The sequence below is a fragment of the Actinoallomurus sp. CA-150999 genome (genome assembly GCF_050942425.1).
GTDB lineage: Bacteria > Actinomycetota > Actinomycetes > Streptosporangiales > Streptosporangiaceae > Actinoallomurus.
Map to the genome: position 1 here is coordinate 2,489,472 of NZ_CP192063.1, position 26,142 is coordinate 2,515,613.

The following is a 26,142-nucleotide window of genomic DNA, read 5'->3' on the forward strand; positions in this document are numbered from 1 at the left end:
ATTCGGCGAAGCGAGTCACGCCCGCCGGAGACGGGCCCGGCGGCTCGCCGCTCGGGTCACCGGCGGCCCGGGCGGCGTACGTCGTCTGTCTCCGCATCGGCGAGTTCCGCGATCCAGGCGGCGATCTGGGCGCGTGAGGTGAAGCCGAGTTTGCGCAGGATGCGCTCCACGTGTCCCTCCGCGGTCCGCTGGGCGACCACGAGCGCGGCCGCGATCTCCTTGTTGCTCAGCCCCTTGGCGACGAGCTTCGCCACCTCCATCTCCCGGCCGGTCAGCGGCGAGGGCGCCGCGCCCTTCGCCGCGAACGGCGCGGCCCGCACGTCGCCTTCCTGGAGGGCGTAGGCCGTCGCACGGTCGAGTGACATGCCGGAGCCCTCCCGGAACAGGGCGTCGAACCGCTCGGTGCCGAGACGGTCCCGGACCGCCGTCTCGCAGTCCTCGTGGTACTCCGTGAGGTACCCGAACGGCGGGCCGCCCACGAGGCGCCAGATGTCCCGTAGTGCGCCGAGCAGCCGGGCGGCACGCTCCGGGTCGCCGTCGGCGGCGGCGATCCAGGCCAGGACGTCGACGCACAGCGCGGTGCCGAGGCGGTCGTCGAAGGGCCGCTTGAGCCGGATGGCCTGCTGTTCGAGCTCTGTCGCGCGTTTCAGATCGCCCTGCCGCCAGACCTCGATCCCGAAGACGGACAGTGTGTAGGAGCAGAACCAGCGGTCGTTCCGGGCCTCGCAGAGCCGCCGGCACTCGTCGAACAGCGCGACGGCCTCCTCGGAGCGCCCGAGGAGGGAGTAGGTGGTGGCGAGGTACATGAGGGAGTTCGCCACGCCGGCCGGATGTCCCAGCTCCCGGTGGCGCTCGAGGGCGTCCTCCAGGAGGGTCACGGCTTCGTCCAGGTCGTGCCGGATCAGCGCGGCGAGGCCCGCGACGTACTGGCACTGGGCGAAGGTCACCGGGTCCTCGCCCGGGTCGGTGAGCGCGCGACTCTTGTCCAGCATCGGGCCGGCGGCCGCGAAGTCGCTCTGCAGGACGGCCAGCCGGGCGTGCACGCACAGGCCGGCGGCGCGGGCGGCGGGAGACGCCGAGTCGCTGCTCAGGAGCGCCTCGAGCCGGCTCCGGCCCTCATGCACGAGCCCGGCCGCGATCCAGTAGAACCGCAGCCTCGAGGCGATGGCGAGGCCGGCATCGATCTGCTCCGGCGCCGAGAGGCAGTAGTCGATGGCGGTGCGGATGTTGCCGTGCTCCAGCCGCAGCCGGTCGAACCAGGTGACCTGGTCGGGGCCGAACCACGCCTCGTCCGCGCGGGCGACCAGATCCCGGTAGTAGTCGCGGTGGCGTTCCTCGACGAGGTCTTCGGTGCCGGAGGCGGTCAGGCGTTCACGGCCGTACTGGCGGATGGTCTCCAGCAGCCGGTACCGGACCGTGCCGGGGTGCTCCTCGCGCACGAGCACGGACTTGTCGACCAGGCCGCCCACCAGATCCAGCATGTCCTCCCGCGCGATCCCGTCCCCGGCGCACACCTGCTCAGCGGCCTCCAGGTCCAAGCCGCCGGAGAACACCGAGATCCGCGCCCACACCAGCCGCTCGGCCTCGGTACACAGCCCATGACTCCAATCGATCAACGCCCGCAACGTCTGATGCCGCGGCAGCACCGCCCGCGACCCCGACGTCAGCAACCGGAACCGATCATCAAGACGCGCCAGAAGCTGCTGCACCGACAACGCCCGCAACCGCACCGCGGCCAGCTCGATCCCCAACGGCAGCCCGTCCAGCCGCCGGCAGATCCGCTCCACGATCTCCCGGTTGTCCTCGGTCACCGCGAAGCCGGGCACCACCGCCTCGGCCCGCTCGGCGAACAACCGCACCGCATCCCCGGCCACCACCGAATCACCCGACACCGGCAACGTCGGCACCGACAACGTCTGCTCACTGCCGACACCCAACGGCTGGCGGCTCGTGGCCAGGATCCGCAGGCCCGGCGCCGACCGCAACAACGCATCGGCCAGCACCGCACAGCCGGGCACCAGATGCTCACAGTTGTCCAGGATCACCAGCGCCTGGGCATCGCGCAGATGATCGATGAGCACCTCCAGCGCAGGCCGCGCCGAATGATCCCGGATCCGCAACGCCTCACACACCGCCGGCACCAGCAGATCGGGGTTGTTCAGATCGGCGAGCTCCACCAGCCACACCCCGTCGGGGAACGCCCGGCGTAGCATCGCCCCCACCCGGCCGGCCAGCCGGGTCTTGCCCACCCCGCCCACACCCGTCAACGTCACCAGGCGCGACGCCGACAGCAACCGTTTGACCTCGGCCACCTCGTGCCGACGCCCCACGAAACTCGTCACCTCGGCCGGCAGTCCGTGCATCTGTCCGGGCCGTACGGTGTTGGATACCCCCGCCATGACCTCGCCTCGGGCCCCACCCGGAGCGATCCGCTCCGGCTTACGGTCCAGGTCACAGCGTATGCGCGGCGGTCGGCCGGCGGCGACCCGTCAGCCCGCCGCGGCGGTGACCGAAGCGGCCTCTGGGGTCGGTGAGGTCGGTGTGACAGCTGTGATCTCATTTTTGGTCATTTACGGCCATATGCCGTGAGAAAACCGAAACACACCTGAAACATCGGGCCGAAGGGTTTCACACCGCCGAAACACTCATGCCCCGCTGGTGAAACCGCGCTGCTCGAAGCTCCTGAGCAGTATCTCCACCTCACCGAAGGGACGGCCCGCATGCCGCCGGACGTTCTCAAACTCATGAATTCGGGCGACACCGCCTGGCTGCTCGCGAGTGCAGCACTCGTCCTGCTGATGACCCCCGGCCTCGCATTCTTCTACGGCGGCATGGTCCGGCAGAAGAGCGTCCTCAACATGCTGATGATGAACTTCGCGACCATCGGCATCGTCAGCGTCCTGTGGGTCTTCTACGGCTACTCGCTCGCGTTCGCCAAGGACGTGGGGAACTACGGGATCATCGGCGGTCTGGGCAAGATCGGCCTCAAGGACACCCTGATCTCCGCCTCCGGAACGTCGCCCGAACTGGCGTTCGTGGCGTTCCAGCTGATGTTCGCCATCATCACGCCGGCGCTCATCAGCGGCGCCGTCGCCGACCGGATCAAGTTCGGCGCCTGGTGCGTGTTCGTGGCGATCTGGGCGACGGTCGTGTACTTCCCGGTGGCCCACTGGGTGTTCTTCTTCGGTGACCTGTCGACGACCAAGGACGGCGGCTTCCTCGCCGACCACATCGGCACCCTCGACTTCGCGGGCGGTACCGCGGTCCACATCAACGCCGGTATGGCCGGCCTCGCCCTGGCACTGGTCGTCGGCAAGCGCGTCGGCTGGCCCAAGGAGCCGATGCGGCCGCACAACGTCCCCTTCGTGCTGCTCGGCGCCGGCCTGCTGTGGTTCGGCTGGTTCGGGTTCAACGCGGGATCGGCGCTGGCGGCCAACGCCCAGGCGTCCGTGGCGTTCGTCAACACCCAGGTCGCGACGGCCGCGGCGGCGCTCGGCTGGATCATCACCGAGAAGATCCGCTACGGCAAGCCCACCGCGCTCGGCATGGCCTCCGGCGCCGTCGCCGGTCTGGTCGCGATCACCCCGGCGTGTGCCTCGGTCAACCCCGTCGGCGCGATCATCCTCGGCGTCATCGCCGGCGCGCTGTGCTCGGTGGCGGTCGGCCTGAAGAACAAGTTCGGCTTCGACGACTCGCTCGACGTCGTCGGCGTGCACGCGGTCGGCGGTGCGGCGGGCGCCCTGCTCATCGGCTTCCTCGCCACCCCCACGGTGACCGGCATCCTCACCCCCGCCAAGGGCGACGGGCCCGCCGGCCTGCTGTACGGCGGCGGCTTCAGCCAGCTCGGGAAGCAGGCGATCGGCGTGGTGCTGGTCGCGGTGTACTCCTTCGTCATCACCTGGATCATCGCCAAGGTCCTCGACAAGATCATGGGCCTGCGCGTCAGCGAGGAGGACGAGGTCTCCGGTATCGACCTCGCCGCCCACGCCGAGACCGCGTACGAGATCAGCCCCTCCCACGGTGGGACCCCCGGATCGGGCATCCTGGCGACGCTCACCGTCGGCAAGGCGACCGCCGGCGATGAGGCGGCATCCAACGGCGGCACGGCGTCGGCGGAGCCGGGCGACAAGAAGGTGGAGGCGGAGGCATGAAGCTCGTCACCGCGGTGATCAAGCCCTTCAAGCTGGACGACGTCAAGGCGGCGCTGGAGACGTTCGGCGTGCACGGCATGACGGTCAGCGAGGCCAGTGGGTACGGCCGCCAGCGCGGCCACACCGAGGTCTACCGGGGCGCGGAGTACAAGGTCGACCTCGTTCCCAAGCTCCGCGTCGAGGTTCTGGTCGACGATGAGGACGCCGACGACATCGTCGACGTCATCGTCAAGGCGGCCCAGACCGGCAAGATCGGCGATGGCAAGGTCTGGTCGGTCCCGGTCGACACCGTCGTCCGCGTCCGTACCGGGGAGACCGGGCCGGAGGCGCTGTAAGCGTGGCGGACGTGATCGGGGGAGCGCGCGGCCCGGCGGGCGAGGTCGTCCCGCCGGGCCGCGAGGTCTCCTCCGCGACGGCCGAGGCGCGTGCCGCGCTCGGGGCGGCACGGGCCGCGCGCACCGGAGAGCTGGACCGCGAACTCGCCCGCCTGCTCGGCGCCGAGGCCGACGTGGCGCTCGTCGCCGTGGGCAGCCACGGGCGCGAGGAGCTCACCCCGGGAGGCGACCTCGACCTGGTCCTCCTGCACCGGGGCCGGCCGGACATCTCCGCCCTCGCCGACCGCGTCTGGTACCCGATCTGGGACTCGGGGCAGCGCCTCGACCACTCGGTGCGCACCCCCGACGAGGGACGCGCCGTCGCCCGCGAGGACATGAAGGCCGCCCTCGGCCTGATCTCGGCCCGGCACGTCGCCGGCGACCCGGCGCTGACGCGGGAGCTCCGCGAGGCCGTCCTGACCGACTGGCGGGCCGACGCCCGCCGGCGCCTGCCGGAGCTCCGGGAGATGTCCCGGTCCCGCTGGAGCCGCTACGGCGAACTGGCGTTCCTGCTCGAACCCGATTTGAAGGAGTCGCGCGGCGGGCTGCGCGACGTCCACGCGATGCAGGCGGTCGCGGCGGCGTGGGTGGCGCCCGCTCCGACGGCCCGGGTGCGGGAGGCGTACGACCTGCTCCTCGACGTCCGGCACGCGTTGCACGAGCACACCGGGCGCGGGGGCGACCGCCTCGTGCTCCAGGAACAGGACGCCGTGGCCGGCGTGCTCGGCCTCCTGGACGCGCACGCCCTGCTGCGGGCCGTCGCCGAGGCCGCCCGTACCGTCACCTACGCCGCCGACCACGCGTGGCGCACGGTGAGCCGCTTCTGTTCCCCGCCGGGGCGCCCCGTCCGCAGGCCGCTCGCCGACGGGGTCGTCGAGCAGCACGGGGAGGTCGTGCTCGCGCTCGGCGCCGACCCCGGCAAGGACCCGGTGCTCGTGCTCCGCGCCGCCGCGGCGGCCGCGCAGGCGGGCCTGCCTCTCGCCATCGCGACCGTCGAGAAGCTGGCGAAGGAGGCCGCGCCGCTTCCCGTCCCCTGGCCGCCGCCGGCCCGCGACGCGCTCGTGACTCTCCTCGGCGCCGGCCCCGCCGCCATCGGCGTGTGGGAGGCGCTCGACCAGGCCGGCCTGATCGTCCGGCTCCTGCCCGACTGGGAACGCGTCCGCAACCGCCCCCAGCGCAACCCCGTCCACACCTTCACCGTCGACCGGCACCTCGTGGAGACCGCCGCCCGCGCCGCCGCGCACACCCGCGACGTCGCCCGGCCGGACCTCCTGCTCGTCGGCGCCCTCCTGCACGACATCGGCAAGGGCTGGCCCGGCGACCACTCCCGTACGGGCGCGGTCATGGCCCGTGACCTCGGGCAGCGCCTCGGGTTCGACGCCGCCGACGTGCGCGCGCTGGAGGCGATCGTCCGGCACCACCTCCTGCTGCCGGAGACCGCGACCCGGCGCGACCTCGACGACCCCGTCACGATCGAGACGGTCGCCGAGGCCATCGGCGACCCCGTCGTGCTGGAGACCCTCGCCGCCCTCGCCGTCGCCGACGGGCAGGCCACCGGACCGGCCGCGTGGGGCGCGTGGAAGGCCCGCCTCGTCGCCGAACTGGCCCGCCGGGTCGCCGCGGTGCTCGCCGGCGCGCCGCCGCCCGTGGCACCCGACCCCACCCCCGAGCAACTGGCCCTCGCCCGCCACGGCGGTGGCGCGGTCCGCGTCACCGGCTCGCGGATCACGATGGTGGCCCCCGACCGTTCCGGCCTGCTGTGGCAGGCGGCGGGCGTGCTCGCGCTGCACCGCCTCGCCGTCCGCGGCGCCCGTACGGTGTCCTGGGCGGCGGTCCCTCACGGCCCGGACGCCGACGGCGGCCGGGCGCACCGACAGGACGGCGACGGCGGCGGGGCGCATCGGCAGGACGGTGACGGCGGCCGCACGGCGCATCGGCCGGACGGTGACGGTCGCCGCACGGCACACGGGCAGGATGGCGAGAGCGGCCGTCCGCACCAGGCGGACACGGCCGTCCTGGAGTTCATCGCCGTCCCCGAGTACGGCTCCGGGCCCGACCCGGCGGCCCTGGAGGCCGACCTGCGCCGCGTCCTCGCCGGGCGCCTCGACGTCGCGGCCCGGCTGGAACGCCGCGCCCGGTCGTACAAGCCCCGCAAGGGGGTCCCGGTGCCGCCGCCGCGCGTCACCCTCCTCGACGACGCCTCGAGCACCGCGACGGTCATGGAGGTGCGCGCCCACGACCGGCCGGGCCTGCTGTGGCGGATCGGGCACGCCCTCGGCTCCTGCGGCGTCCAGGTGCGCGGAGCCCGTGTGGAGACGCTCGGCGCGGAGGCCGTCGACGTCTTCTACATCGTCGACGAGGACGGGCGTCCGCTCGCCGACCTCGCCCTGCGCGAGACCATCCGCCGTAGCGTCCTCGACGTCGTGCGCTGACCTGCGCACTCCTGACCGCCGGGTGAAGATCGCCGGAAATGATCGTGTAGTGCATTGACGGTGCCCGTGGTGACCATGAGGCTGCTGGACGTTGGAGAGTCTCAGGAGGTCCAGTGCCCAACGTCCTTGTCACCAAGGCGAGACCGGCCGTCACCCGTGCGGTCGTGCCCGCCCTCGTCCTCGCCCTGTCCGGTGCCGCGGCGACACCCGCCCTCGCCGCCGGCGTCCCCACCGTCCAGCGCGGCCACGACCGGACGGTGACCTTCCGCACCGGTCACGCCGGAGAGGCGTTCGTCAGCGTCACCGCCGCGGCCCCGGGAGTGTCCTGGGCCGTCAAGGGACACGAGTCGGCCGTCCTGTCGCTGTTCGTCGACGGCCGGTACGCCACCGACGACGTCGTTCCCGCCGCCTTCCCGATCAAGCGGGAGTTCGCCCTCGGACGGCTGTCCGCGGGCCGTCACACGCTGCGGCTCAGCGTGGCCGCCGACCGCTCGCCGGGCAAGAGCGTACGGGTGTCCGGCCTGGCGTTCCGTACGGTCGCGGCCGGCTCGGCGTCGTACACCGAAATGGCGCACGCGCCGGTCCTGTACGGCCGCAACGGCACCGGCGGCACCTCGACCGGGCCGTTCCAGAACAACGCCACCGACACCCCGCTGGTCGCCTGGCACGAGGACGTCCCGGCCCAGACGCTGGGGCACCGGCTGCTCACGTACTCGTACATCTGGAGCAACGAGGACGGCGGCACGTCCACGCCGCAGCTCATGGCGCGCTGGGGCCGGACGTCCGACATCGAGTGGATCTACCAGGTCGAGGTCGACGCGCAGGGCAAGCGGGTCCCCGGCACCGCCGTCTTCCAGGCGCCGAACCACGTCACGCAGCAGTTCGCCGGCACGTACGAGGGCGACCACCCGCTGCTGCAGACCTGCACGCTGAACAACAACATCTGCGACAAGGTCGACGACCCGATGCGGTTCTCGCTGTCCACCGCGCAGAGCCTCGACGCGGCCACCGAGGCCCGCGAGCAGGTCATGGACCGCAACCCGTGGACGTACTGGGTGGTGGCGGCGGAGGCACGCCGGGAGGGCCGCGTCGCGGCGGACCCGCCGACGACCTCCCAGACCCTCATCGCCGACCCGCGTGACTACCTCTACCTCGTCGTGCGCAAGCAGACCGTCAACCCGCCGAACGGCACCGACTGGGTGGGCCTGTCGATCGGCGTCAAGCTCAAGGGCGACCCGACGCTGTACCGCTCGGACCACCTGTTCCCGGACCGGTCCATCAACCGGGACCTGCCCGCGGCCACGACGGTCCAGCTCCCGCCGGGGACGAAGCCGTCCGACATCGCCGAGATCACCGGCATCCGCGTGCCCGCCACGAGCAAGGACACCGGCGCCACGATCAAGGTGCAGGCGATCAACCGGGCGTTCTTCCTCGGCCGGAACGACGAGCCCGGCACGTCGTTCATCGCCGGCCCCACGCCCGCGACCCTGACCCCGCAGAACCCCACCGCCGTCCTGTACACGGCACCGGCTACCGCCGGCTGAGAAGGCCCGAGCGGATGCCTCCGGAGAACCCTCCGGAGGCATCCGCCGGGGAGACCCTCTACGGATGGGGCGCGAACGAGGAACTCCTCGTCGAGGCGCTGTATCCCTATCCGGACGAGGTGCTCATCACCACGAAGGTCGGGGTCGTACCGCCGGAACCGCCGCGTGAGGCGGCCCTGTGCGGGCGCCCGGAGGTCCTGCGGGACCAGGTTGAGCAGGCCCTGCGCCGGCTTCGGGTCGACCGACTCGACCTGCTGCAGCTGCACCGCATCGACCCGGAGGTGCCGCCGGCCGACCAGGTGGGCACCCTCGGCGAGCTGCAGGCTGACGGCAAGATCGGCCATATCGGTCTGTCGGAGGTCACCGCCGCCGAGCTCGACCAGGCGCGGCAGCTCGTTGACGTCGCCGGCGTGATCGCCTCGGCGGCTCTGCGGCTGAGCGACGATCAGCGAAGCCGTCTGAACGCCGCTCGGCCGCGTGTGTGATCAGTGCCCTGTGGGCCATCGAGGCGCCACACCGGCATTGGCCACCGTCGCCTCCCGCCGAGCGGACGTCCCCAGGGCCCGCCGGGAGACGTCCGCCGGAGAGGCCGGCCGGGCGCTGAGCGTCAGAACGGGTCGGTGAGCTCGCCGAGCTTCGAGGTGAGCTGGAGGTTCTCCGAGTAGTCGACCGGAACGGTGATCACCGACACGGTGTCCTGCGCGAGGGCCTCGCGCAGCGTCGGCAGGAGCGCGTCCGCCGACTCGACCCGGTAGCCCTTGGCGCCGAAGCTCTCGGCGTACTTCACGAAGTCCGGGTTGCCGAACTCGACGTTGGAGTCGCGGCCCATCTCCAGGTCCATCTTCCACTCGATGAGCCCGTACGCGTTGTCCTCCCAGATCAGGACGGTGATCGGGACGTTCTCCCGGACGGCCGTCTCCAGTTCCTGGGAGTTCATCAGGAACGCGCCGTCCCCGGTGGCGGCGAGCACGCGGCGGCCGGGGTAGGCGAGCTTGGCGGCGATCGCGCCCGGCACCGAGAAGCCCATCGACGACAGGCCGTTGGACACCAGCAGCGTGTTCGGCTCGTACGTCGGGTACATCCGCGCCATCCACATCTTCACCGCGCCGGTGTCGGCCAGGACGATGTCGTGCCGGTCCATCGCCTCGCGGATGTCGGTGACGATGCGGCGCGGGGACATGGGGAACCGGTCCTCCACGCGGCCGCGGTCCAGCTCCTCGTGGAGCATCCGCCGGATCTTCTCGCCGGTGCCGCGAATGTCGAAGCGGCGGTGTACCGCGTCGGTGAGCGCCCGGAGGCTGTGCCGGATGTCGCCCTGGATACCCACGTCGACGGGGTAGTGCTCGTCCACCTCGGCCGGGAACCGGTGAATGTGGATGATCTTCTTGTCGCCGTGTGGGTTGATCTTGACCGGGTCGAACTCCTGGAGCTCGTACCCGACGCAGATGAGGACGTCCGCCTCGTCGAAGCCGAAGTTGACGTAGTCGTGGCGCATGAAGCCGACCGCGCCGAGCGCGTGGTCGTGATCGTCGGGGAAGACGCCCTTGCCGTTGAACGTCGTCGCCACGGGGAGTCCGAGCCGTTCGGAGAGGCGGATCAGCTCGTGGCTCGCGCGGTCGCGCGTGGCGCCGTGGCCGGCCAGCACGATCGGCTGGCGGGCCAGCGCGATGATGTCGGCGGCGCGCGCGATCTGCGAGGGGGAGGGCTCGTTCGGGCGTACGACGTTGATCGGGAGTGGTTTCAGGGACGCGTCGACCTTCGCCGACTCGACGTCCTCAGGGATCGCCAGGTAGACCGCGCCGGGCCGTTCGGTCTGCGCCGTCTTGAACGCCTTGCGGACCATCTCCGGCAGCGCCACCGGCGTCGGCGCCATGTCGGACCACTTAGTGATCGGCCGGAACAGCGACACGAGGTCGATGATCTGGTGCGACTCCTTGTAGATGCGGTCCAGGCCCACCTGCGCCGAGATGGCGACGACCGGCGTGCTGTTGGTCGTCGCGTCGGCGACCCCGAGCTGCAGGTTGATCGCGCCCGGCCCGAGCGTCGCCGAGGCGACACCGGCCCGGCCGGTCAGCCGTCCGTAGATCTCGGCCATGAACGCCGCGCCCTGCTCGTGGCGCACGAGGACGTAGCGGATGGAGGATTCGTTGAGAGCGTCGACGAAGTGGATGTTCTCCTCGCCCGGGATGCCGAAGACGTACTCGACGCCTTCCGCCTCCAGACAGCGGACCAGGAGCCGTGCGGCCTCCACCTGCGGGTCCATGCGGACTTCCTCCCCTTTAAACGGGCTTGTTCACCTGTTTTGGAGGAAGTGTCGAAAGCGGAGCGGCATTCCGGGATGTGGCCGATCACACGTTCTGCGGTGCGTCGCCGTCCATGACGCCGGGCGGGCGCCTCTGGTGATACCGCGAACGCCGTGTCAGAGTGATCTGCGGTGGTCGGCATCCGACGGCCGCTGAGCGGATAGTGTTGATGGTCGATCCCCGAAGCACCCTAGGACTGGTCCAGACACGTGTTCGAGACGCTTTCCGACCGCCTGACTACGGTCTTCTCCTCGCTGCGCAGCAAGGGCAAGCTCTCCGAAGCCGACATCAACGCGACGGCGCGCGAGATCCGCGTCGCCCTGCTCGAGGCCGACGTGGCGCTGCCCGTCGTCAAGGACTTCATCGCGCAGATCAAAGAGCGGGCTGCCGGCGCGGAGGTCTCCCGGGCGCTGAACCCTGCCCAGCAGGTCGTCCAGATCGTCAACGAGGAGCTCATCAACATCCTCGGCGGCGAGACGCGCCGCGTGCGGTTCGCCAAGACCCCGCCGACCGTGATCATGCTCGCGGGTCTGCAGGGTTCCGGTAAGACGACCCTGGCGGGCAAGCTGGCGCGCTGGCTCAAGAGCGAGGGCCACGCGCCGCTGCTCGTCGCCGCCGACCTCCAGCGGCCCAACGCCGTGCAGCAGCTCCAGGTCCTCGGCGAGCGGGCCGGCACCGCGGTGTACGCCCCCGAGCCCGGTAACGGCGTCGGCGACCCCATCGAGGTCTCCCGGCGGTCGATCGAGCACGCCAAGCACGCCCAGCACGACGTCGTCATCATCGACACCGCCGGCCGCCTCGGCATCGACGAGGAGATGATGCGCCAGGCGGCCGACATCCGCGACGCGGTCCGCCCCGACGAGATCCTCTTCGTCGTCGACGCGATGATCGGTCAGGACGCCGTCACCACCGCCCAGGCGTTCATGGACGGCGTCGGCTTCGACGGCGTGGTGCTCACCAAGCTCGACGGCGACGCCCGCGGCGGCGCGGCCCTGTCCGTCCGCCACATCACCGGCCGGCCGATCATGTTCGCGTCCACCGGTGAGAAGCTCGAGGACTTCGGCGTCTTCCACCCGGACCGGATGGCGGGCCGGATCCTCGACATGGGTGACATCCTCACCCTGATCGAGGAGACCCAGAAGCAGTTCGACGCCGAGCAGACCGAGAAGTTCGCGTCGAAGTTCGCCTCGGGTGAGGACTTCTCCCTGGAGGACTTCCTCGAGCAGATGCAGATGATCCGCAAGCTCGGCCCGATCAAGAACCTTCTCGGCATGATGCCGGGCATGGGGCAGATGCGGCAGCAGATCGACCAGATCGACGACCGCGACCTCGACCGGATCGGCGGCATCATCAACTCGATGACGCCCGACGAGCGGCAGAACCCCAAGATCATCAATGGTTCGCGGCGAGCCCGCATCGCGCGCGGCTCCGGCGTCACCGTCACCGAGGTCAACAACCTCGTCACCCGGTTCTTCGACGCGCAGAAGATGATGCGTCAGGTGGCCGGCGGCATGGGCATCCCCGGCATGCCGGGCACCCGGCGCAAGCAGGTCAAGGCGGCCGCCAAGAAGGGCAAGGGCAAGGGCAAGCAGCGCAGCGGCGACCCCCGCAAGCGCGCCGCCCAGCAGACTGCCGGCAAGGCGCAGCGCACGGACGGCGCGCCGCAGGGCCTCCCGCCGGGCCTCGGCGGAGGGCTGCCGGGCCAGCTTCCCCCCGGCTTCCAGATGCCGGACCTGAACAAGCTGCAGGGCAAGAAGAAGTAGCAGGAAAGCGACGGCCGCCCCTTCGCCGGAGGAATCCGGGCGAAGGGGCGGCCGTCGGGCGTGTGACGCGGGTGCGTGACGACGCCGACCTCGTTCAGGCGCGCCGACTCAGTTGTGAAGAACGGGGCTGTGCACCCCCAGCGGCTTGAACGCCGAGTGCAAGGGCCATACGGCGACATCGAACCGGTAGTCACCGTGCGCCTTGCGCGGTGTCTTCATCGAGTACGGGACGTGGCCCTTCTTGCAGCTGTATTTGTGGTTCCAGATGTCCCTCCAGCCGCCGTCGGCCTTCTTGGTCAGGAAGACCTGGATGTAGCAACTGCGATCGTGCTTGCCCACCTTGTCGATGTAGAAGTCGGGCCGGACCACGTTGTTACGGGCGCTGATGCACGAACGGAACTTCCAGCCCGAGGCTTTGTAGTTGGCCGCGTGGCATCCGCCGCCGGACGACGCCATCGCCGAGGGGGACATGGTCAGGATGAGACCGGAGGCGACCGCCAGCCCGGCCAGGGCCGAAACGGATCTTCCTCGCAAAGACATGCGTGTTTCCTCTTCTTGATCGATCTGGTCGAGGGAGATCCTTCCGTTACACGCTGGAGTCGGATAGGGACTCAGGGCTCAATCCGGATGAATGACGACGGGACTGTCCAGCGGGTCATGACCGATGTCAGAAAAGTACGTCGTTCGGCCGGTTTGTCAGGGGCGGTCGCCGAACTCGGCCTGGTCGACGGTCCAGGCGCGGGCCTGGTCGCTCAGCGTGAAGCCGAGCCCCGGCCTGCCGGACAGGTGCATCCGGCCGTCGCGGATCTCCAGCCGCTCGTTGAACAGGGGCTCCAGCCACTCGAAGTGCTCCACCCACGGCTCGTGCGGGTACGCCGCCGCCAGATGAAGGTGGATCTCCATCGCGAAGTGCGGCGCGAGCTGCAGGTGCCGATGGTCCGCCAGCGCGGCGAGTTTCAGGAACTGGGTGATGCCGCCGATCCGCGGCGCGTCCGGCTGGATGACGTCGGCGGCGTCGAGCCGGATCAGCTCCCAGTGCTCGGCGACGCTGGTGAGCATCTCCCCGGTGGCGATCGGCGTGTCGAGCGACCTCGCGAGCGCCGCGTGCCCCTCCGCGTCGTAGGCGTCGAGCGGCTCCTCGATCCAGACCAGGCCGAACCTCTCCAGCGCCCGGCCGATCCGCTGGGCGGTCGGCCGGTCCCACTGCTGGTTCGCGTCGACCATCAGCGGCACGTCGTCCCCGAGGTGTTCGCGGACGGCCTCGAGGCGCTTCAGGTCCAGGGAGCTGTCGGGCTGGCCGACCTTGATCTTGATGCCGCCGATGCCGCGCGCCAGCGAGGCGTCGGCGTTCTCCAGGACCTGCTCGATGGGCGTGTGCAGGAACCCGCCGGAGGTGTTGTAGCAGCGCACGGAGTCGCGGTGCGCGCCGAGCAGCTTCGCGAGGGGGAGGCTCGCCCGCTTGGCCTTCAGGTCCCACAGCGCCACGTCGATCGCGGCGATGGCCTGGGTGGACAGGCCGCTGCGGCCGACCGACGCGCCCGCCCAGACCAGTTTGGTCCAGATCTTGCCGATGTCGCTGGGGTCCTCGCCGATGAGGACCGGGGCGATCTCCTTGGCGTGCGCGAACTGCCCCGGTCCGCCCGCCCGCTTCGAATAGCCGAACCCGATGCCCTCGTGCCCGCCCTCGGTGCCGATCTCGGCGAACAGGAAGGCGACCTCCGTCATCGGCCGCTGTCTGCCGGTCAGGACCTTGGCGTCACTGATCGGCGTCGCGAGCGGCAGGGTGATCGAGGACAGCCGGATCCAGGAGATCCGATCGAGCGTCGCCTCGCCGGCCTGGAAGGCGGCGGGGATCGCGTCTGCCGATGAGGTGGGCACGTGAACTCCTCCGGGTGATGTCAGGGCCGGGCCGGCGGCCCGCACCCGTCGTGGGGACCGGCTCCGTACGGACCCGGTCTCGGGATGGCTCGGATGTCCCCGCCGTGATCGCGGGGGCCGCACCGCGCGGTCCCGGTTTCGCGGACGGCCCCGCGCGGGCTCGGGTCTCAGGGGACGGTGCCGCGTGGATTCGGGTCTGGGGACGGCCCTGCGTGGACTCAGGTCCCAGGGGACGGCCCCGCGAGGCCGTCCCCGGGACGGAACCGGTGTCGGTCAGTCGCGGACGAGGTCGCCGTCGACGCGCCGCCAGATGCCCAGCGGGTTGCCGTCGCGCAGCTCGGCGGGCAGCAGGTCGGCGGGTGCGTCCTGGTAGGCGACCGGCCGCAGGAACCGCTCGATCGCCCTGGTGCCGACCGATGTGGTGGCCGGGGCGGACGTGGCGGGGAAGGGACCGCCGTGCACCACGGCGTTCCCGACCTCGACGCCGGTGGGCCAGCCGTTGAACACGACGCGCCCGGCGATCAGCTCCAGCTTCGGCAGCAGCCCGGCGGCCTGCCCGCGGTCGTCCGGCGTGGCGTGGACGGTGGCCGTGAGCTGGCCTTCCAGCGACTCGGCGATCTCCAGGAGCTGGGCCTGATCCCGGACCCGTACGACGATCGACGCGGCACCGAAGACCTCCTCCTGCAGCGCCGGATTCGCCAGGAAGGCGTCCCCGTCGGTGACGAACAGCGCGGCCCGTCCGCCGCAGGCGATGGTCTGATCCTCAGCGCCGCGTGCCACCTCGGCCACCTCGTCGAGCGTCTCGAGCCGCCGGACGCCCGCGTCGTACGCCTGCTGGATCCCGGGGTTCAGCATGGGCGCGACCGTGGTCTCCTGGAGCGCCGCGCCCGCCGACTCGACGAAGGCGTCCAGCCCGTCGCTCTCGACCGCGAAGACCAGGCCGGGGCTGGTGCACAGCTGGCCGACGCCGGTGGTCAGCGAGGCGACGTACGCCGGGCCGAGGTCCTTGGCCTTCTCGCGGAGCGCGCCGGGCAGCAGGAACACCGGGTTGACGCTGGACATCTCGGCGTACACCGGGATCGGGACGGGACGGGCGGCGGCGGCCGCGACGAGCGCGAGACCGCCCTGCCGGGACCCGGTGAACCCGACGGCCCTGATCCGGGGGTCGGTCACGAGGGCCACTCCCAGCTCACGCCCGCCGTGCAGCAGCGAGAAGGTGCCCTCGGGCAGCCCGTGCTCGGCGACTGCGGCCCGGATCGCCCGGCCGACCAGCTCCGAGGTGCCGGGGTGGGAGGGGTGCGCCTTGACGACCACGGGGGCGCCGGCGGCGAGCGCGGAGGCGGTGTCCCCGCCCGCGACGGAGAAGGCCAGCGGGAAGTTGCTCGCCGCGAACACCGCGACCGGCCCCAGCGGGATCTTCCGCTGCCGCAGGTCGGGGCGGGGGAGCGGCGTACGGTCGGGGATCGCCGGGTCGACGCGGGCACCGAGCCAGCTGCCCTCCCGTACGACGCGGGCGAACAGCCGCAGCTGGTTGGTGGTGCGGGCCAGCTCGCCCTTGACCCGGGCCTCCGGAATGCCCGTCTCGGCCGTCACCCGGTCGGTCAGCGTCGTGCCCAACCCGTCGATGCGGTCGGCGACGGTCTCGAGGAACGCCGCCCGGGTCTCCTGGTCGGTCTGGCGGTAGGCGCCGAACGCCTCCCACGCCAATGCGGCGGCGCGCTCGACGTCGGCCGCCGTACCGAAGCGGTACGCGGGCTCCAGGAGCTCGCCGCTGCGGGGGTCGACGCCGTGGAACTCCTCACCGGTCCCGGGGACGTCCCGCGCGCCGATCAACTGGTGTCCGGAAAGCGCCACATCCTGCACGGTCATCGTCAGCTCACCTTCTTCACGAGGGGCGCGAACCCTGTGGGCCCGCCGTCGTCGAGGCCGGTCGGCAGGGGAGGACCGGGCCACCGGGCCGGCCGACGACCTTCATGCCCGCCTTGACGATGCTCACCGCGTAACCGGGACGACGATTACGGAGCGCACAGTACGGCAGGACGTATTCCGTCTCCGGTATAGGGACGAAGCTAAGATGCGCGACTGATCCACGTCCAACTCAAAAATCGCATCCATTGATATAAGCTCGGTATCGATGTTCACGTTGTCCCAGCTGACGGGGTTCATCGCCGTCGCCGAGGAGCTCCACTTCGGCCGGGCCGCCGCCCGGCTCCGGATGACCCAGCCTCCGTTGAGCCGGCAGATCCAGCTGTTGGAGAACGACCTCGGTGTCCGGCTGTTCGACCGCACCAACCGTTCGGTGGAGCTCACGCACGCCGGCCGGGCCTTTCTCGTCGAGGCCCGCCGCCTCATCCGGCAGGCCGAGCACGCCGCGCTGGCGGCGCGTCAGGTGTCGGCCGGCGAGGCCGGCAGCATCACCGTCGGCTTCACCGCCGCGAGCGCGTACACCGCCCTCGGCGTCCTGCTCAAGGCCGCGCAGGAGGTCCTGCCACGCGTCGAGGTCGTGCTGCGCGAGATGGTGACCATGGACCAGCTGGAGGCGATCTCCGAAGGAACCCTCGACCTCGGCCTGGTCCGGCCCCCGGTCACCCGGCCGGACCTCGACTCGCGGCAGGTGGCGCGCGAGCCGCTGGTCGCCGCGCTGCCCGCGGGGCATCCGCTGGCCGAACCTGACCGCCCGCTGCGCGTCGCCGACTTCGACGGGCAGCGGTTCATCATGTACTCGCCGATCGAGGCGCGATACTTCCACGAGTTGCTGATCAGCGTCTTCCGCGCGGCCGGGGTGGCCCCGGTGTTCGCGCAGTACCTCAGCCAGGTGCACAGCATCCTCGGACTGGTCGGCGGCGGGTGGGGCGTCGCGCTCGTGCCGGCGGCGGCCACGCGGCTGCACCCGGACGACGTGGTCTTCCGCTCGCTGGACCCGCCCGGCGCCGCCCCCGTGGAGCTCTGCCTGGCGTGGCGGAGGAGCAACGACAACCCGGCACTGCGCCTTCTCCTCGCCCGCCTGCGCCGCGAAGACCTGCCGATTCCCCCCGAACGCCGTCGATTCGGCGACGCGGAGGCCACCGAACCGGCGCGCTGACACGACGGAGAGCGATCGATTGCCACTTCACCGCCATCATCTGGCAGAATGGCAGGCTGGAAAACCGGACCGGGCAGGGCCCTCTCTCACCTGTTCGCCGGTGTCCTTCCGAGCGGCGGCTCCGGTCCCCACCCGGTACCCATCGCTCATCCATTTCGAATCTGGAGAACACCACACCCGTGGCAGTCAAGATCAAGCTCAAGCGTCTGGGGAAGATCCGGGCTCCGTACTACCGGATCGTCGTCGCAGACTCCCGCACCAAGCGTGACGGGCGTGCGATCGAGGAGATCGGCAAGTACCACCCGAAGGAGGAGCCCTCGCTCATCGAGGTCGACTCCGAGCGGGTGCAGTACTGGCTGGGCGTTGGCGCCCAGCCGACCGAGCCGGTTCTGGCGATCCTCAAGGTCACCGGCGACTGGCAGAAGTTCAAGGGCGAGCCGGGCGCCGAGGGCACGCTGAAGGTCGCCGAGGCCAGGCCGAACAAGCAGGAGGTCTTCCAGGCCGCCGTCAAGGAGACCCTGGACGACGCCGAGGGCAAGGCGACCACGCCCAAGTCCAAGAAGAAGGCCGAGCCCAAGAAGGCCAAGAGCGAGGCGGAGGAGTCGGCGCCGGCCGAGGAGACCTCCGAAGCCAAGAGCGAGGCCTAAGGTGCTCGAGGAGGCGCTCGAGCACTTGGTGCGCGGAATAGTCGAGCACCCGGACGACGTCCGGGTGCGCGCCCGCCGGCTCCGCAACGGCAGGGTCCTCGAGGTGCGCGTGCACCCCGACGACCTCGGCAAGGTCATCGGCCGCAACGGCCGTACGGCCAAAGCCCTGCGCACCGTCATCGGTGCCCTCGCCGGCGGCCGGTACATCCGCGTCGACCTTCTCGACCTCAACGAGGCCAGATAGTGCTCACGGTCGTCACTCTTCGCCGGAGCGGCCCGACCACCGGCGGAGCGGCTTGATGCTGCTCGCCGTCGGCCGCATCGGACGGGCACACGGCGTCCGCGGCGAGGTGAGCGTCGAGGCGAGCACCGATGACCCTGGCGTGCGATTCGCGCCAGGGTCGTCGCTTGCCACCGACCCATCCCACCTCGGACCGCTGACCGTGGAGTCCGTACGACCGCACACCGGCCGCCTCCTCGTGCGATTCGCCGGCATCGACGACCGTACGGCGGCGGAGACGCTGCGCGGCGTCCTCCTGCTCGTCGACTCCGCCGACATCGCGCCCAGCGACGACCCGGACGAGTTCCACGACCAGGAGCTCATCGGCCTGCTCGCCGTGACCACCGACGGCACCGAGGTCGGGGAGGTCGTCGACGTCGAGCACCTCGGCCAGGACCTCCTGGTCATCCGGCGCCCCGGCGGCGACGCGCTCGTGCCGTTCGTCCGCGCCCTCGTCCCCGAGGTCGACGTGCCCGGCGGGCGGATCGTCCTCGACCCTCCTCCCGGCCTGCTCGAGTGAGCCACGCCGCCGGGATTCGCGTGTCCCGGCGGCGGCGCGCACACTGAAGACAGGATCCACGGAGCGCCCATGAGACTCGACATCGTCACGATCTTTCCCGAGTACTTCGCCCCCCTCGACGTCTCCCTGCTGGGCAAGGCACGGCGGCGCGGCGACGTCGACGTGCACGTACACGATCTCCGGGATTGCGCGCACGACCGCCACCGCACCGTCGACGACACCCCGTACGGCGGCGGCCCCGGCATGGTGATGAAACCGGAGCCGTGGGGTGAGGCGCTGGACACCATCGTGCCCCCGCCCTCCCGCGCCCGTCTCATCGTCCCGACGCCGAGCGGCCGTCCCTTCACACAGGAACTCGCCGCCGAGTACGCCGCCGAGCCCTGGCTGGTGTTCGCGTGCGGACGGTACGAAGGGATCGACGCCCGCGTCATCGAGGACGCCCGGGAACGGATGCCGGTCGACGAGGTCAGCATCGGCGACTACGTCCTGGCCGGCGGCGAGGTCGCCGTCCTGGTGATCGTCGAGGCGGTCTCCCGGCTGCTGCCCGGCGTCCTCGGCAACGCCGAATCCGTGAGCGACGACTCGTTCGCGCCGGGCCGCATGGAGGCCCTGCTCGAAGGCCCCGTCTACACCAAGCCGGCCACCTGGCGCGGGCGCGACGTGCCCGAGGTGCTGATGTCCGGCAACCACGGCGCGATCGCCCGGTGGCGGCGCGATCAGGCGCTGCGCCGCACCGCCGTACGGCGGCCCGAACTGATCGCCCGCAACCGGCTCGACGAGGCCGACCGTCAAGCCCTCACCGAGGCCGGTTTTCCGGTTGACGCCGAACCTATGGCACACTGAGACGTCACCCCGGTTTCCATGCTGGGCGTGTCCAGACTTTCCAGAAGACCCCATCGCGCGCCGGCGTCCGTCGTCGCGCGCGTTTTCACCACGAGGAACCTCAGTCATGCACACCCTGATCCAGGAGATCGAGAAGGCCGCGATGCGGTCCGACGTACCGGACTTCCGCCCGGGTGACACGCTCAAGGTTCACGTGCGCGTGACCGAGGGCAACCGGAGCCGCATCCAGGTCTTCCAGGGCGTGGTGATCCGGCGCCAGGGCGGCGGTGCCCGCGAGACGTTCACCGTCCGCAAGGTCAGCTACGGCGTCGGCGTGGAGCGGACCTTCCCGCTCAACAGCCCGTCCATCGACAAGATCGAGGTCGTCACCCGCGGTGACGTCCGGCGCGCCAAGCTCTACTACCTCCGCGAGCTGCGCGGCAAGGCCGCCCGCATCAAGGAGAAGCGCGACAACTGAGCGGCGCGATTTCCGCTTCCGGCCCCGGCACGCCCATCGGCGCGCCGGGGCCTTTGCGTTGCCTGGGAAGGGGATTTCCCGGTACACCGCGGACGACACGCTGACGTTGGCCACCCCCACGGCCTCAGGGCATTAGGCTTCCCCTGATGACTGACGACGAGCAGGGCCTGCGCGAGCCCGCGGCCACCGCCGGCGACACGCGCCACGAGGCATCGCAGAATGGCGCGCGCTCCGCGGACCGGGACTCGGGAGACGAGCGATCGGCGACCGCGGAGACGCCGGAGGCCACCGAGGCCACCGCATCGGGATCGTCGGGATCGTCCGGACCGGACGGCGACGACTCCACCGACGGCGACGGCAAGGGCTCGCGAAAGAAGAAGAAGCAGGGCTCCTTCTGGAAGGAGCTGCCGATCCTCATCGGCGTCGCCCTCGCCCTGGCCATGGTCATCAAGGCGTTCGCCGTCCAGGCGTTCTACATTCCGTCGCAGTCGATGGAGAACACCCTCAAGGTCGGCGACCGGGTCCTGGTGAACAAGATCGTCTACCACACCCGGGACATCAAGCGCGGTGACGTCGTCGTCTTCAACGGGCTCGACTCCTGGGACCCCGAGGTCCAGTACTCCGAGCCGAGCAACCCGGTCTCCAAGGTCCTGCGCGCCATCGGCAGCGCCTTCGGCGTCGTCCCCGGCGAGAAGGACTACATCAAACGGGTCATCGGCGTGCCCGGCGACCACGTGGCCTGTTGTGACGCCCAGGGCCGCGTGACCGTCAACGGTCACCCGCTCAACGAGACGGCGTACCTCTACACGGACCCGGAGTCCCACGAGCAGAACAAGCCGTCCGACGCCAAGTTCAAGATCACGGTGCCTCCGGGTCGGCTCTGGGTGATGGGCGACCACCGTGAGGTCTCCTACGACTCCCGCGGCCACCTGGGCGACCCCGGCGGCGGCACGATCCCCGAGAGCCGGGTCGTCGGCCGCGCGTTCGTCGTCGTCTGGCCCGTCACCCGGGTCAAGACGCTGCCGATCCCCAAGACGTTCGGACAACCGGGCCTGGCCCTCGCGAACGCCACGCTGCCCGCCGTCCCGCTGGCACTCGGTTTCGCCGGCGCCATTCCGGTCACCCTGCTGCGCAGACGCCTCCTCCGCACCGGGCCCGCGCCACGCCGACGCGGCCGCCGCCGGTTCCGCCGCACCCCGGAGTGATCGTTCTCGCGAATAGGCCCGCCGCACGCGGCGTTCCGGCCCGGTCGTGCCCTCACGCGACGTACCCTGCCTGATGTGTACATCGATGTCCGAGCTCACCGTCCTCGTGGTCTCACCCCTCGACGTGACGTCGGAATGTACGCGTACGAGCGGGTGCTGGAACGCGCCGGTCTCGGCCCGGTGGCCGGGGTCGACGAGGCGGGTCGCGGCGCGTGCGCCGGGCCGCTGGTCGTCGCGGCCGTCATCCTCGGACCGGAGCGTCGTCGCCGCATCGAGGGGCTGGCGGATTCGAAACTGCTCACCGCCGCCCGCCGGGAGCGCCTGTACGAGGAGATCACGACCACGGCCCTGGCCTGGCACGCCCTCGTCATTCCGTGCCAGGAGATCGACCGGATCGGCCTGCACCGCTGCAACATCGCCGGGATGCGGCGAGCACTGGCGGCCCTCCGCGTGCTCCCCGGTTACGTCCTCACGGACGGATTCCCGGTGCCGGGCATCAACGCGCCGACGCTGCCGGTGCCGAAGGGCGATCGGGTGGCGGCCTGCGTCGCCGCCGCGTCGATCGTGGCGAAGGTGACCCGGGACCGGATCATGACCGGGCTGCACGAGCGTTATCCGATGTACGGCTTCGGCGTTCACAAGGGGTACGTCACCCGCGCGCACGCCACGGCGTTGGAGGAGCATGGACCTTGTCCCGAACATCGGCTCTCCTTCGTCAACGTGGCCCGGGTGGCCACGACGGAGGCCGGGCCGAAAAACGGCGCCTCAGAGGCTGGGGAGATCGATTGGGAGGCGTCACACTATGAGGACACCGCCGACCAGGCGGACGTCGCCTGAGCCGCGGCACGGGGAGGGAACGCGAGTATGAGCGCAGAAGACCTCGAGAAGTACGAGACCGAGATGGAGCTCCAGCTCTACCGCGAATACCGCGATGTCGTCGGCCTCTTCACGTACGTCGTCGAGACCGAGCGCCGGTTCTATCTCACCAACACCGTCGATCTGCAGGTGCGCAGCACGGACAATGGCGAGACCTACTTCGAGGTGGCCATGCAGGACGCGTGGGTGTGGGACATGTACCGCCCTGCGCGCTTCGTGAAGAACGTTCGGGTCGTGACGTTCAAGGACGTCAACGTTGAGGAACTCGCCAAGAGCGACCTGGAACTGCCCGAAAACTGACACGTCCCCGACAAGTGCGACACGGGCGGGCGGCACCGAAGTGCCGCCCGCCCTTCGCGTTGACCGCTCCCGAGGCCGCCACACCGGAGGCGCCCCGCACCCGTGCCGGCGACCCCTAAACGGCCCGCCACACTCGGCGCGGAGCATCGCCCCCATCCGGGTCGGAGTCGCCGGGCTCAGTGGGCCGTCCTGGCACGGGTCACGGTGGCTGGCCGGGACCCGTGGCGTGCAGGTCTCGGGCGCTGGTCAGGAGCCGGGCGGTCGGCGGCGGAGCTTCCATCCCTTCGCGCAGCGCTCGACGAAGCCGCCCGCCGACAGGGCGCCCAGACTGGCGAGCGCGGTGTCGAGATCGACACCGGCGGTCACCGCGATCCGTGCCGTGCCCGCTCCGCCGCGGGCGGGAATCGCCTCCAGGACGTCCCTCGTCACGGGGGCCAGCCGGTCGCGGTCGAGGACCGGCCCGCGTTTCTCGGGCGCCAGGTCGTCGCCGACGAGCCCGACCAGGTCGAGGATCTCGGCGGTGTCGGTGACGCAGACGGCCTCACCCCATTCCCGCAGCATGACGTGACAGCCGACGGAGGCCACCGAGGTCACCGGCCCGGGGACGACCATCACGGCGCGGCGAAGGTCACGGGCATGACGGGCGGTGCTGATCGCGCCGCTCCGGCGCGCCGCCTCCACGACCACGGTGCCGCGGGTCAGCGCCGCGATCGTCCGGTTGCGCACCAGAAAGCGGCTCCGGTTGGGCGGAGTGCCGGGCGGGAACTCGCTGACCAGCAGGCCGGAGCGCGCGATCTCGGTGAAGAGCCCGTCGTGTGAGCTGGGGTAGGTCACGTCGAATCCGCAGGCGAACACCGCGACCGTCAGGCCGTCGGCGGCGAGCACTCCTCGATGCGCCGCCGCGTCGATGCCGAAGGCGCCCCCGGAGACGACCGTCCATTTGCGGTCGGCCAGCTCGGCGCCCATCTCGGCGGCGACGTTGACGCCGTAGGACGTGGCCGACCGGGATCCCACGATCGCCACGGATCGCAGGCAGGAGAACCGCAGATCCTGATCGCCGCGCACCCACAGCGCGTACGGCCGCCGGTCTCCGAGATCGTCGAGCTGGGACGGCCATTCCGCGTCTCCCGGGCACACGAGTCGCCCGCCGAGCGCATCACACTCGGCCAGGAGGCGCTCCGGCTCGGCATCGGGCAGCCGGGCCCGCCACGCGGCGAACCGCCGGCCCGGGTCGCCCTTGCCCGAATCCGTCGGACCGGAGTCCGGCACGGCGTCCGAGCGGATGACGTCCAGCGCTCCGATCGCTCCCTCCGCCGCGATCATTCGGCCTAACAGCTCATCACCGGGCTCTGCGATGCGTGTCAAGAGCGCGCGGGCACGGCGTTCCTCGGCCGAGATCATCATGTCTCCTCCCGGTCAGCGTCCCTGCCAGAGACCGAACGCCTCGTCGACCTCACTGGCGGTCGGAGCGTCCTTTCCGGCGAGATCGGCGAGGGTCCAGGCGACACGGACGACGCGGTCGAGGCCGCGTGCGCTGAGCCGCCCGTCGGCCAATGGCTGGTCGAGTGCCGCCAGCGCCCCGTGCGGTGGTGCAAAGCGGCGCCGCAGCTCTCGGCCGGGCACGTCGGCATTGGTGCGCCAGGGCAGGTCCGCCAGGCGTTCGCGGGCACGGTCGCGGGCGACCAGCACCCGCTCCGCGACCGTCGCGCTGGACTCGGCGACGTGCAGGTCGTACCGCAGGTCCGCACGGGACACCTCTTTCAGCTCCGATTTCAGATCGATCCGGTCGAGCAACGGCCCCGACAGCCGGGCGAGGTACCGCTGCCGGGTGGAGGGCGGGCAGGTGCAGTCGCGGATCTTCGCCGCCGCGCACGGACAGAAGTTGGCCGCCAGCAGCAGCGTGAACCGCGCCGGAAACCGGGCCGTGGCCCCCGACCGGGCGATGACCACCTCGCCCACCTCCAGGGGCTGGCGTAAGGCGTCCAGCACCCCACCGGCGAACTCGGGGCTCTCATCGAGGAAGAGGACCCCTCGATGCGCCAGCGACGCCGCGCCGGGCTGGATGAGCCGGTTGCTCCCGCCGCCGACCAGGGCGGCCCGGGACGCCGTGTGGTGCGGGGCGCAGAACGGCGGATCGGTGATCAGCGGTTGGCCGGTCGGGAGACCGCCCGCGACCGAGTGGATGGCCGTGACCTCGAGGGCGGCGTCATGGTCGAGCTCGGGCAGGAGGGTGGGCAGCCGCTCGGCCAGCATGGTCTTCCCGCACCCGGGCGGACCGGCCAGCAGGAGATGGTGACCGCCCGCGGCGCTGACCTCCAGCACCTTGCGTGCATCGGCCTGGCCCCGCACGTCGGCCAGGTCGAGATCGCCGCGCCGGGCCCGGGAGCGGGCGGCGAGACCGTTGGGCTGCGGGGGCGTCCCCTCCTCATCCGCCTCCTCCTCGTCCGGGGGCGGTAGGTCGCGGAGCCGGGCCACCAGGGCCCGCAGCGTGCGGATCCCGATGACCCGCACCCCGGGCACGAGCGACGCCTCGGCGAGGTTGACCCTCGGCACGACCACCGTGTCGGCGCCCGCGTCGGCCGCCGCGAGAACGGCGGGCAGCACCCCGGCCACGGGACGGGCCCGGCCGTCGAGCCCCAGCTCACCGATCAGCACCATGCCCGCACAGGACTCGGCGGAGAACGCACCCTCCGCACCCAGCAGTGCGACGGCGATGGCCAAGTCGAATCCGCTTCCGCGCTTCGGCATGCTTGCGGGGAAAAGGGACACCGTGACGTGCCGGTTGGGCCACTGCTCACCGCTGTTGAGGATCGCCGCGCGGACGCGGTCACGGGCCTCGTTGAGCGCGGCGTCGGGCAGGCCCACGAGGTGCAGGCCCGGAACGCCGCTGGTGATCGCCGCCTCGACGTCGACGAGAGCGCCGTCCACGCCCAGGAGCGCGACGGCACGGGCACGGGCCAGGGCCATCGTCAGCACACTCCCTTCAGATGGTCGACGGTGAAGCGGCCGGGCCCGTCGGCGAGCAGGCCGATGACATCGATGCGTGCGGTGGCGTGAGCGACGCCGTGGGCGGCGAGCCAACGGGCCGCGAGGCGTCGTAATCGCGCCGCCTTGGCCGGCGTGATCGCCTCGACGGGGGTGCCGAAGGCGGTGCTGGAGCGGGTCTTCACCTCGCACACGACCAGCTCCCCGCCGTCGCGGGCCACAATGTCCAGCTCGCCCTCGCCACATCGCCAGTTGCGATCGAGGATCTGCCAGCCGAGCAGGGCCAGGTGATCGGCTGCCGCCTGCTCGCCCTGCCGCCCGAGTGAGTCCTTCGCGTTCATGCGGCCTCCTTCCTCGCCCGACCAACCCACCCCGGCGGATCTCCCGGCCTCGCTTGACCACCCCACCCCGGCCGACCTCCCGGCGTCGGAGGAGTGACCAGGCGTGCTGCGCCCACGACTCGATCGCTCATGCGCTCACCTCCGATGTCGACGCTGCCGGA

The 26,142-nt window shown here is 71.2% G+C and carries 23 protein-coding genes; 15 read left to right on the forward strand and 8 right to left on the reverse strand.

The features are described from left to right. Positions 1-56: 56 nt before the first annotated feature. Positions 57-2,399 carry an ATP-binding protein gene (locus ACQP2O_RS11875; RefSeq protein ID WP_433182851.1) on the reverse strand — a complete coding sequence of 781 codons (2,343 nt, stop codon included), beginning with the start codon at positions 2,397-2,399 and terminating at the stop codon, positions 57-59. Between the two features lie 321 nt (positions 2,400-2,720). On the opposite strand from ACQP2O_RS11875, the gene ACQP2O_RS11880 reads away from it, so the two are divergent. The 5 genes from ACQP2O_RS11880 to ACQP2O_RS11900 all read left to right on the forward strand — a co-directional run bounded on the left by ACQP2O_RS11880 (position 2,721) and on the right by ACQP2O_RS11900 (position 8,986). Further along, positions 2,721-4,151 carry an ammonium transporter gene (locus tag ACQP2O_RS11880; protein WP_433182854.1) on the forward strand — a complete coding sequence of 477 codons (1,431 nt, stop codon included), beginning with the start codon at positions 2,721-2,723 and terminating at the stop codon, positions 4,149-4,151. Continuing rightward, positions 4,148-4,486 (forward strand): P-II family nitrogen regulator, encoded by a 339-nt coding sequence (locus ACQP2O_RS11885; protein WP_360898526.1) that lies wholly within the window; start codon positions 4,148-4,150, stop codon positions 4,484-4,486. The genes ACQP2O_RS11880 and ACQP2O_RS11885 overlap by 4 nt, the downstream gene beginning before the upstream one ends. Positions 4,487-4,488: 2 nt before the next feature. Further along, complete coding sequence (locus tag ACQP2O_RS11890) at positions 4,489-6,957, forward strand: [protein-PII] uridylyltransferase (protein WP_433182857.1); 2,469 nt, start codon at positions 4,489-4,491, stop codon at positions 6,955-6,957. 113 nt (positions 6,958-7,070) lie between these two features. Then, positions 7,071-8,501 carry a hypothetical protein gene (locus tag ACQP2O_RS11895; protein ID WP_433182860.1) on the forward strand — a complete coding sequence of 477 codons (1,431 nt, stop codon included), beginning with the start codon at positions 7,071-7,073 and terminating at the stop codon, positions 8,499-8,501. Positions 8,502-8,515: 14 nt separating this feature from the next. Next, positions 8,516-8,986: an aldo/keto reductase gene (locus tag ACQP2O_RS11900; protein ID WP_433182863.1), complete on the forward strand. Its 471-nt coding sequence runs from the start codon at positions 8,516-8,518 to the stop codon at positions 8,984-8,986. A gap of 122 nt (positions 8,987-9,108) precedes the next feature. Here ACQP2O_RS11900 and ACQP2O_RS11905 read toward each other — a convergent pair whose 3' ends face one another. Beyond that, positions 9,109-10,764: an acetolactate synthase large subunit gene (locus tag ACQP2O_RS11905; RefSeq protein ID WP_433182866.1), complete on the reverse strand. Its 1,656-nt coding sequence runs from the start codon at positions 10,762-10,764 to the stop codon at positions 9,109-9,111. A gap of 249 nt (positions 10,765-11,013) precedes the next feature. Here ACQP2O_RS11905 and ffh point away from each other — a divergent pair, with 249 nt between their 5' ends. Beyond that, positions 11,014-12,567 carry a signal recognition particle protein gene (ffh, locus tag ACQP2O_RS11910; protein ID WP_433182869.1) on the forward strand — a complete coding sequence of 518 codons (1,554 nt, stop codon included), beginning with the start codon at positions 11,014-11,016 and terminating at the stop codon, positions 12,565-12,567. A 108-nt stretch (positions 12,568-12,675) separates the two neighbouring features. Here ffh and ACQP2O_RS11915 read toward each other — a convergent pair whose 3' ends face one another. From ACQP2O_RS11915 to ACQP2O_RS11925, 3 genes are all read right to left on the reverse strand, one after another. After that, complete coding sequence (locus ACQP2O_RS11915; protein ID WP_433182872.1) at positions 12,676-13,107, reverse strand: hypothetical protein; 432 nt, start codon at positions 13,105-13,107, stop codon at positions 12,676-12,678. A 156-nt stretch (positions 13,108-13,263) separates the two neighbouring features. After that, positions 13,264-14,445 carry an L-talarate/galactarate dehydratase gene (locus ACQP2O_RS11920; protein ID WP_433182875.1) on the reverse strand — a complete coding sequence of 394 codons (1,182 nt, stop codon included), beginning with the start codon at positions 14,443-14,445 and terminating at the stop codon, positions 13,264-13,266. A 273-nt stretch (positions 14,446-14,718) separates the two neighbouring features. Beyond that, positions 14,719-16,314, reverse strand: a complete 1,596-nt coding sequence (locus ACQP2O_RS11925; RefSeq protein WP_433182878.1) for an aldehyde dehydrogenase (NADP(+)) — start codon at positions 16,312-16,314, stop codon at positions 14,719-14,721. Between the two features lie 265 nt (positions 16,315-16,579). On the opposite strand from ACQP2O_RS11925, the gene ACQP2O_RS11930 reads away from it, so the two are divergent. From ACQP2O_RS11930 to ACQP2O_RS11970, 9 genes are all read left to right on the forward strand, one after another. After that, positions 16,580-17,527 carry a LysR substrate-binding domain-containing protein gene (locus ACQP2O_RS11930; RefSeq protein WP_433182881.1) on the forward strand — a complete coding sequence of 316 codons (948 nt, stop codon included), beginning with the start codon at positions 16,580-16,582 and terminating at the stop codon, positions 17,525-17,527. 179 nt (positions 17,528-17,706) lie between these two features. Then, positions 17,707-18,174 carry a 30S ribosomal protein S16 gene (gene rpsP, locus ACQP2O_RS11935; RefSeq protein WP_433182884.1) on the forward strand — a complete coding sequence of 156 codons (468 nt, stop codon included), beginning with the start codon at positions 17,707-17,709 and terminating at the stop codon, positions 18,172-18,174. A 1-nt stretch (position 18,175) separates the two neighbouring features. Further along, the gene (locus tag ACQP2O_RS11940) at positions 18,176-18,418 is read left to right on the forward strand and encodes an RNA-binding protein (RefSeq protein WP_252776333.1); all 243 of its coding nucleotides are present in this window, start codon (positions 18,176-18,178) and stop codon (positions 18,416-18,418) included. A gap of 55 nt (positions 18,419-18,473) precedes the next feature. Next, entirely contained in the window at positions 18,474-18,974 is a 501-nt protein-coding gene (gene rimM, locus ACQP2O_RS11945; protein WP_433182888.1) for a ribosome maturation factor RimM, read from the forward strand. A 69-nt stretch (positions 18,975-19,043) separates the two neighbouring features. Continuing rightward, on the forward strand, positions 19,044-19,817 hold the full coding sequence (trmD, locus tag ACQP2O_RS11950) for a tRNA (guanosine(37)-N1)-methyltransferase TrmD (RefSeq protein ID WP_433182891.1): 774 nt from the start codon (positions 19,044-19,046) through the stop codon (positions 19,815-19,817). Positions 19,818-19,923: 106 nt separating this feature from the next. Further along, positions 19,924-20,274, forward strand: a complete 351-nt coding sequence (rplS, locus tag ACQP2O_RS11955) for a 50S ribosomal protein L19 (RefSeq protein WP_252807910.1) — start codon at positions 19,924-19,926, stop codon at positions 20,272-20,274. A gap of 146 nt (positions 20,275-20,420) precedes the next feature. Continuing rightward, positions 20,421-21,479: a signal peptidase I gene (gene lepB, locus ACQP2O_RS11960; RefSeq protein WP_433182894.1), complete on the forward strand. Its 1,059-nt coding sequence runs from the start codon at positions 20,421-20,423 to the stop codon at positions 21,477-21,479. A 75-nt stretch (positions 21,480-21,554) separates the two neighbouring features. Then, on the forward strand, positions 21,555-22,316 hold the full coding sequence (locus tag ACQP2O_RS11965) for a ribonuclease HII (protein WP_433182896.1): 762 nt from the start codon (positions 21,555-21,557) through the stop codon (positions 22,314-22,316). A 27-nt stretch (positions 22,317-22,343) separates the two neighbouring features. Continuing rightward, positions 22,344-22,655 (forward strand): DUF2469 domain-containing protein, encoded by a 312-nt coding sequence (locus tag ACQP2O_RS11970; RefSeq protein ID WP_433182899.1) that lies wholly within the window; start codon positions 22,344-22,346, stop codon positions 22,653-22,655. Between the two features lie 246 nt (positions 22,656-22,901). On the opposite strand, the gene dprA is transcribed toward ACQP2O_RS11970, so the two are convergent. The 3 genes from dprA to ACQP2O_RS11985 all read right to left on the reverse strand — a co-directional run bounded on the left by dprA (position 22,902) and on the right by ACQP2O_RS11985 (position 25,981). Beyond that, positions 22,902-23,978 carry a DNA-processing protein DprA gene (gene dprA, locus ACQP2O_RS11975; RefSeq protein WP_433182902.1) on the reverse strand — a complete coding sequence of 359 codons (1,077 nt, stop codon included), beginning with the start codon at positions 23,976-23,978 and terminating at the stop codon, positions 22,902-22,904. 93 nt (positions 23,979-24,071) lie between these two features. Beyond that, positions 24,072-25,622: a YifB family Mg chelatase-like AAA ATPase gene (locus ACQP2O_RS11980; RefSeq protein WP_433182905.1), complete on the reverse strand. Its 1,551-nt coding sequence runs from the start codon at positions 25,620-25,622 to the stop codon at positions 24,072-24,074. A 2-nt stretch (positions 25,623-25,624) separates the two neighbouring features. Continuing rightward, on the reverse strand, positions 25,625-25,981 hold the full coding sequence (locus ACQP2O_RS11985; protein WP_433182908.1) for a YraN family protein: 357 nt from the start codon (positions 25,979-25,981) through the stop codon (positions 25,625-25,627). Between the last annotated feature and the right edge of the window lie 161 nt (positions 25,982-26,142).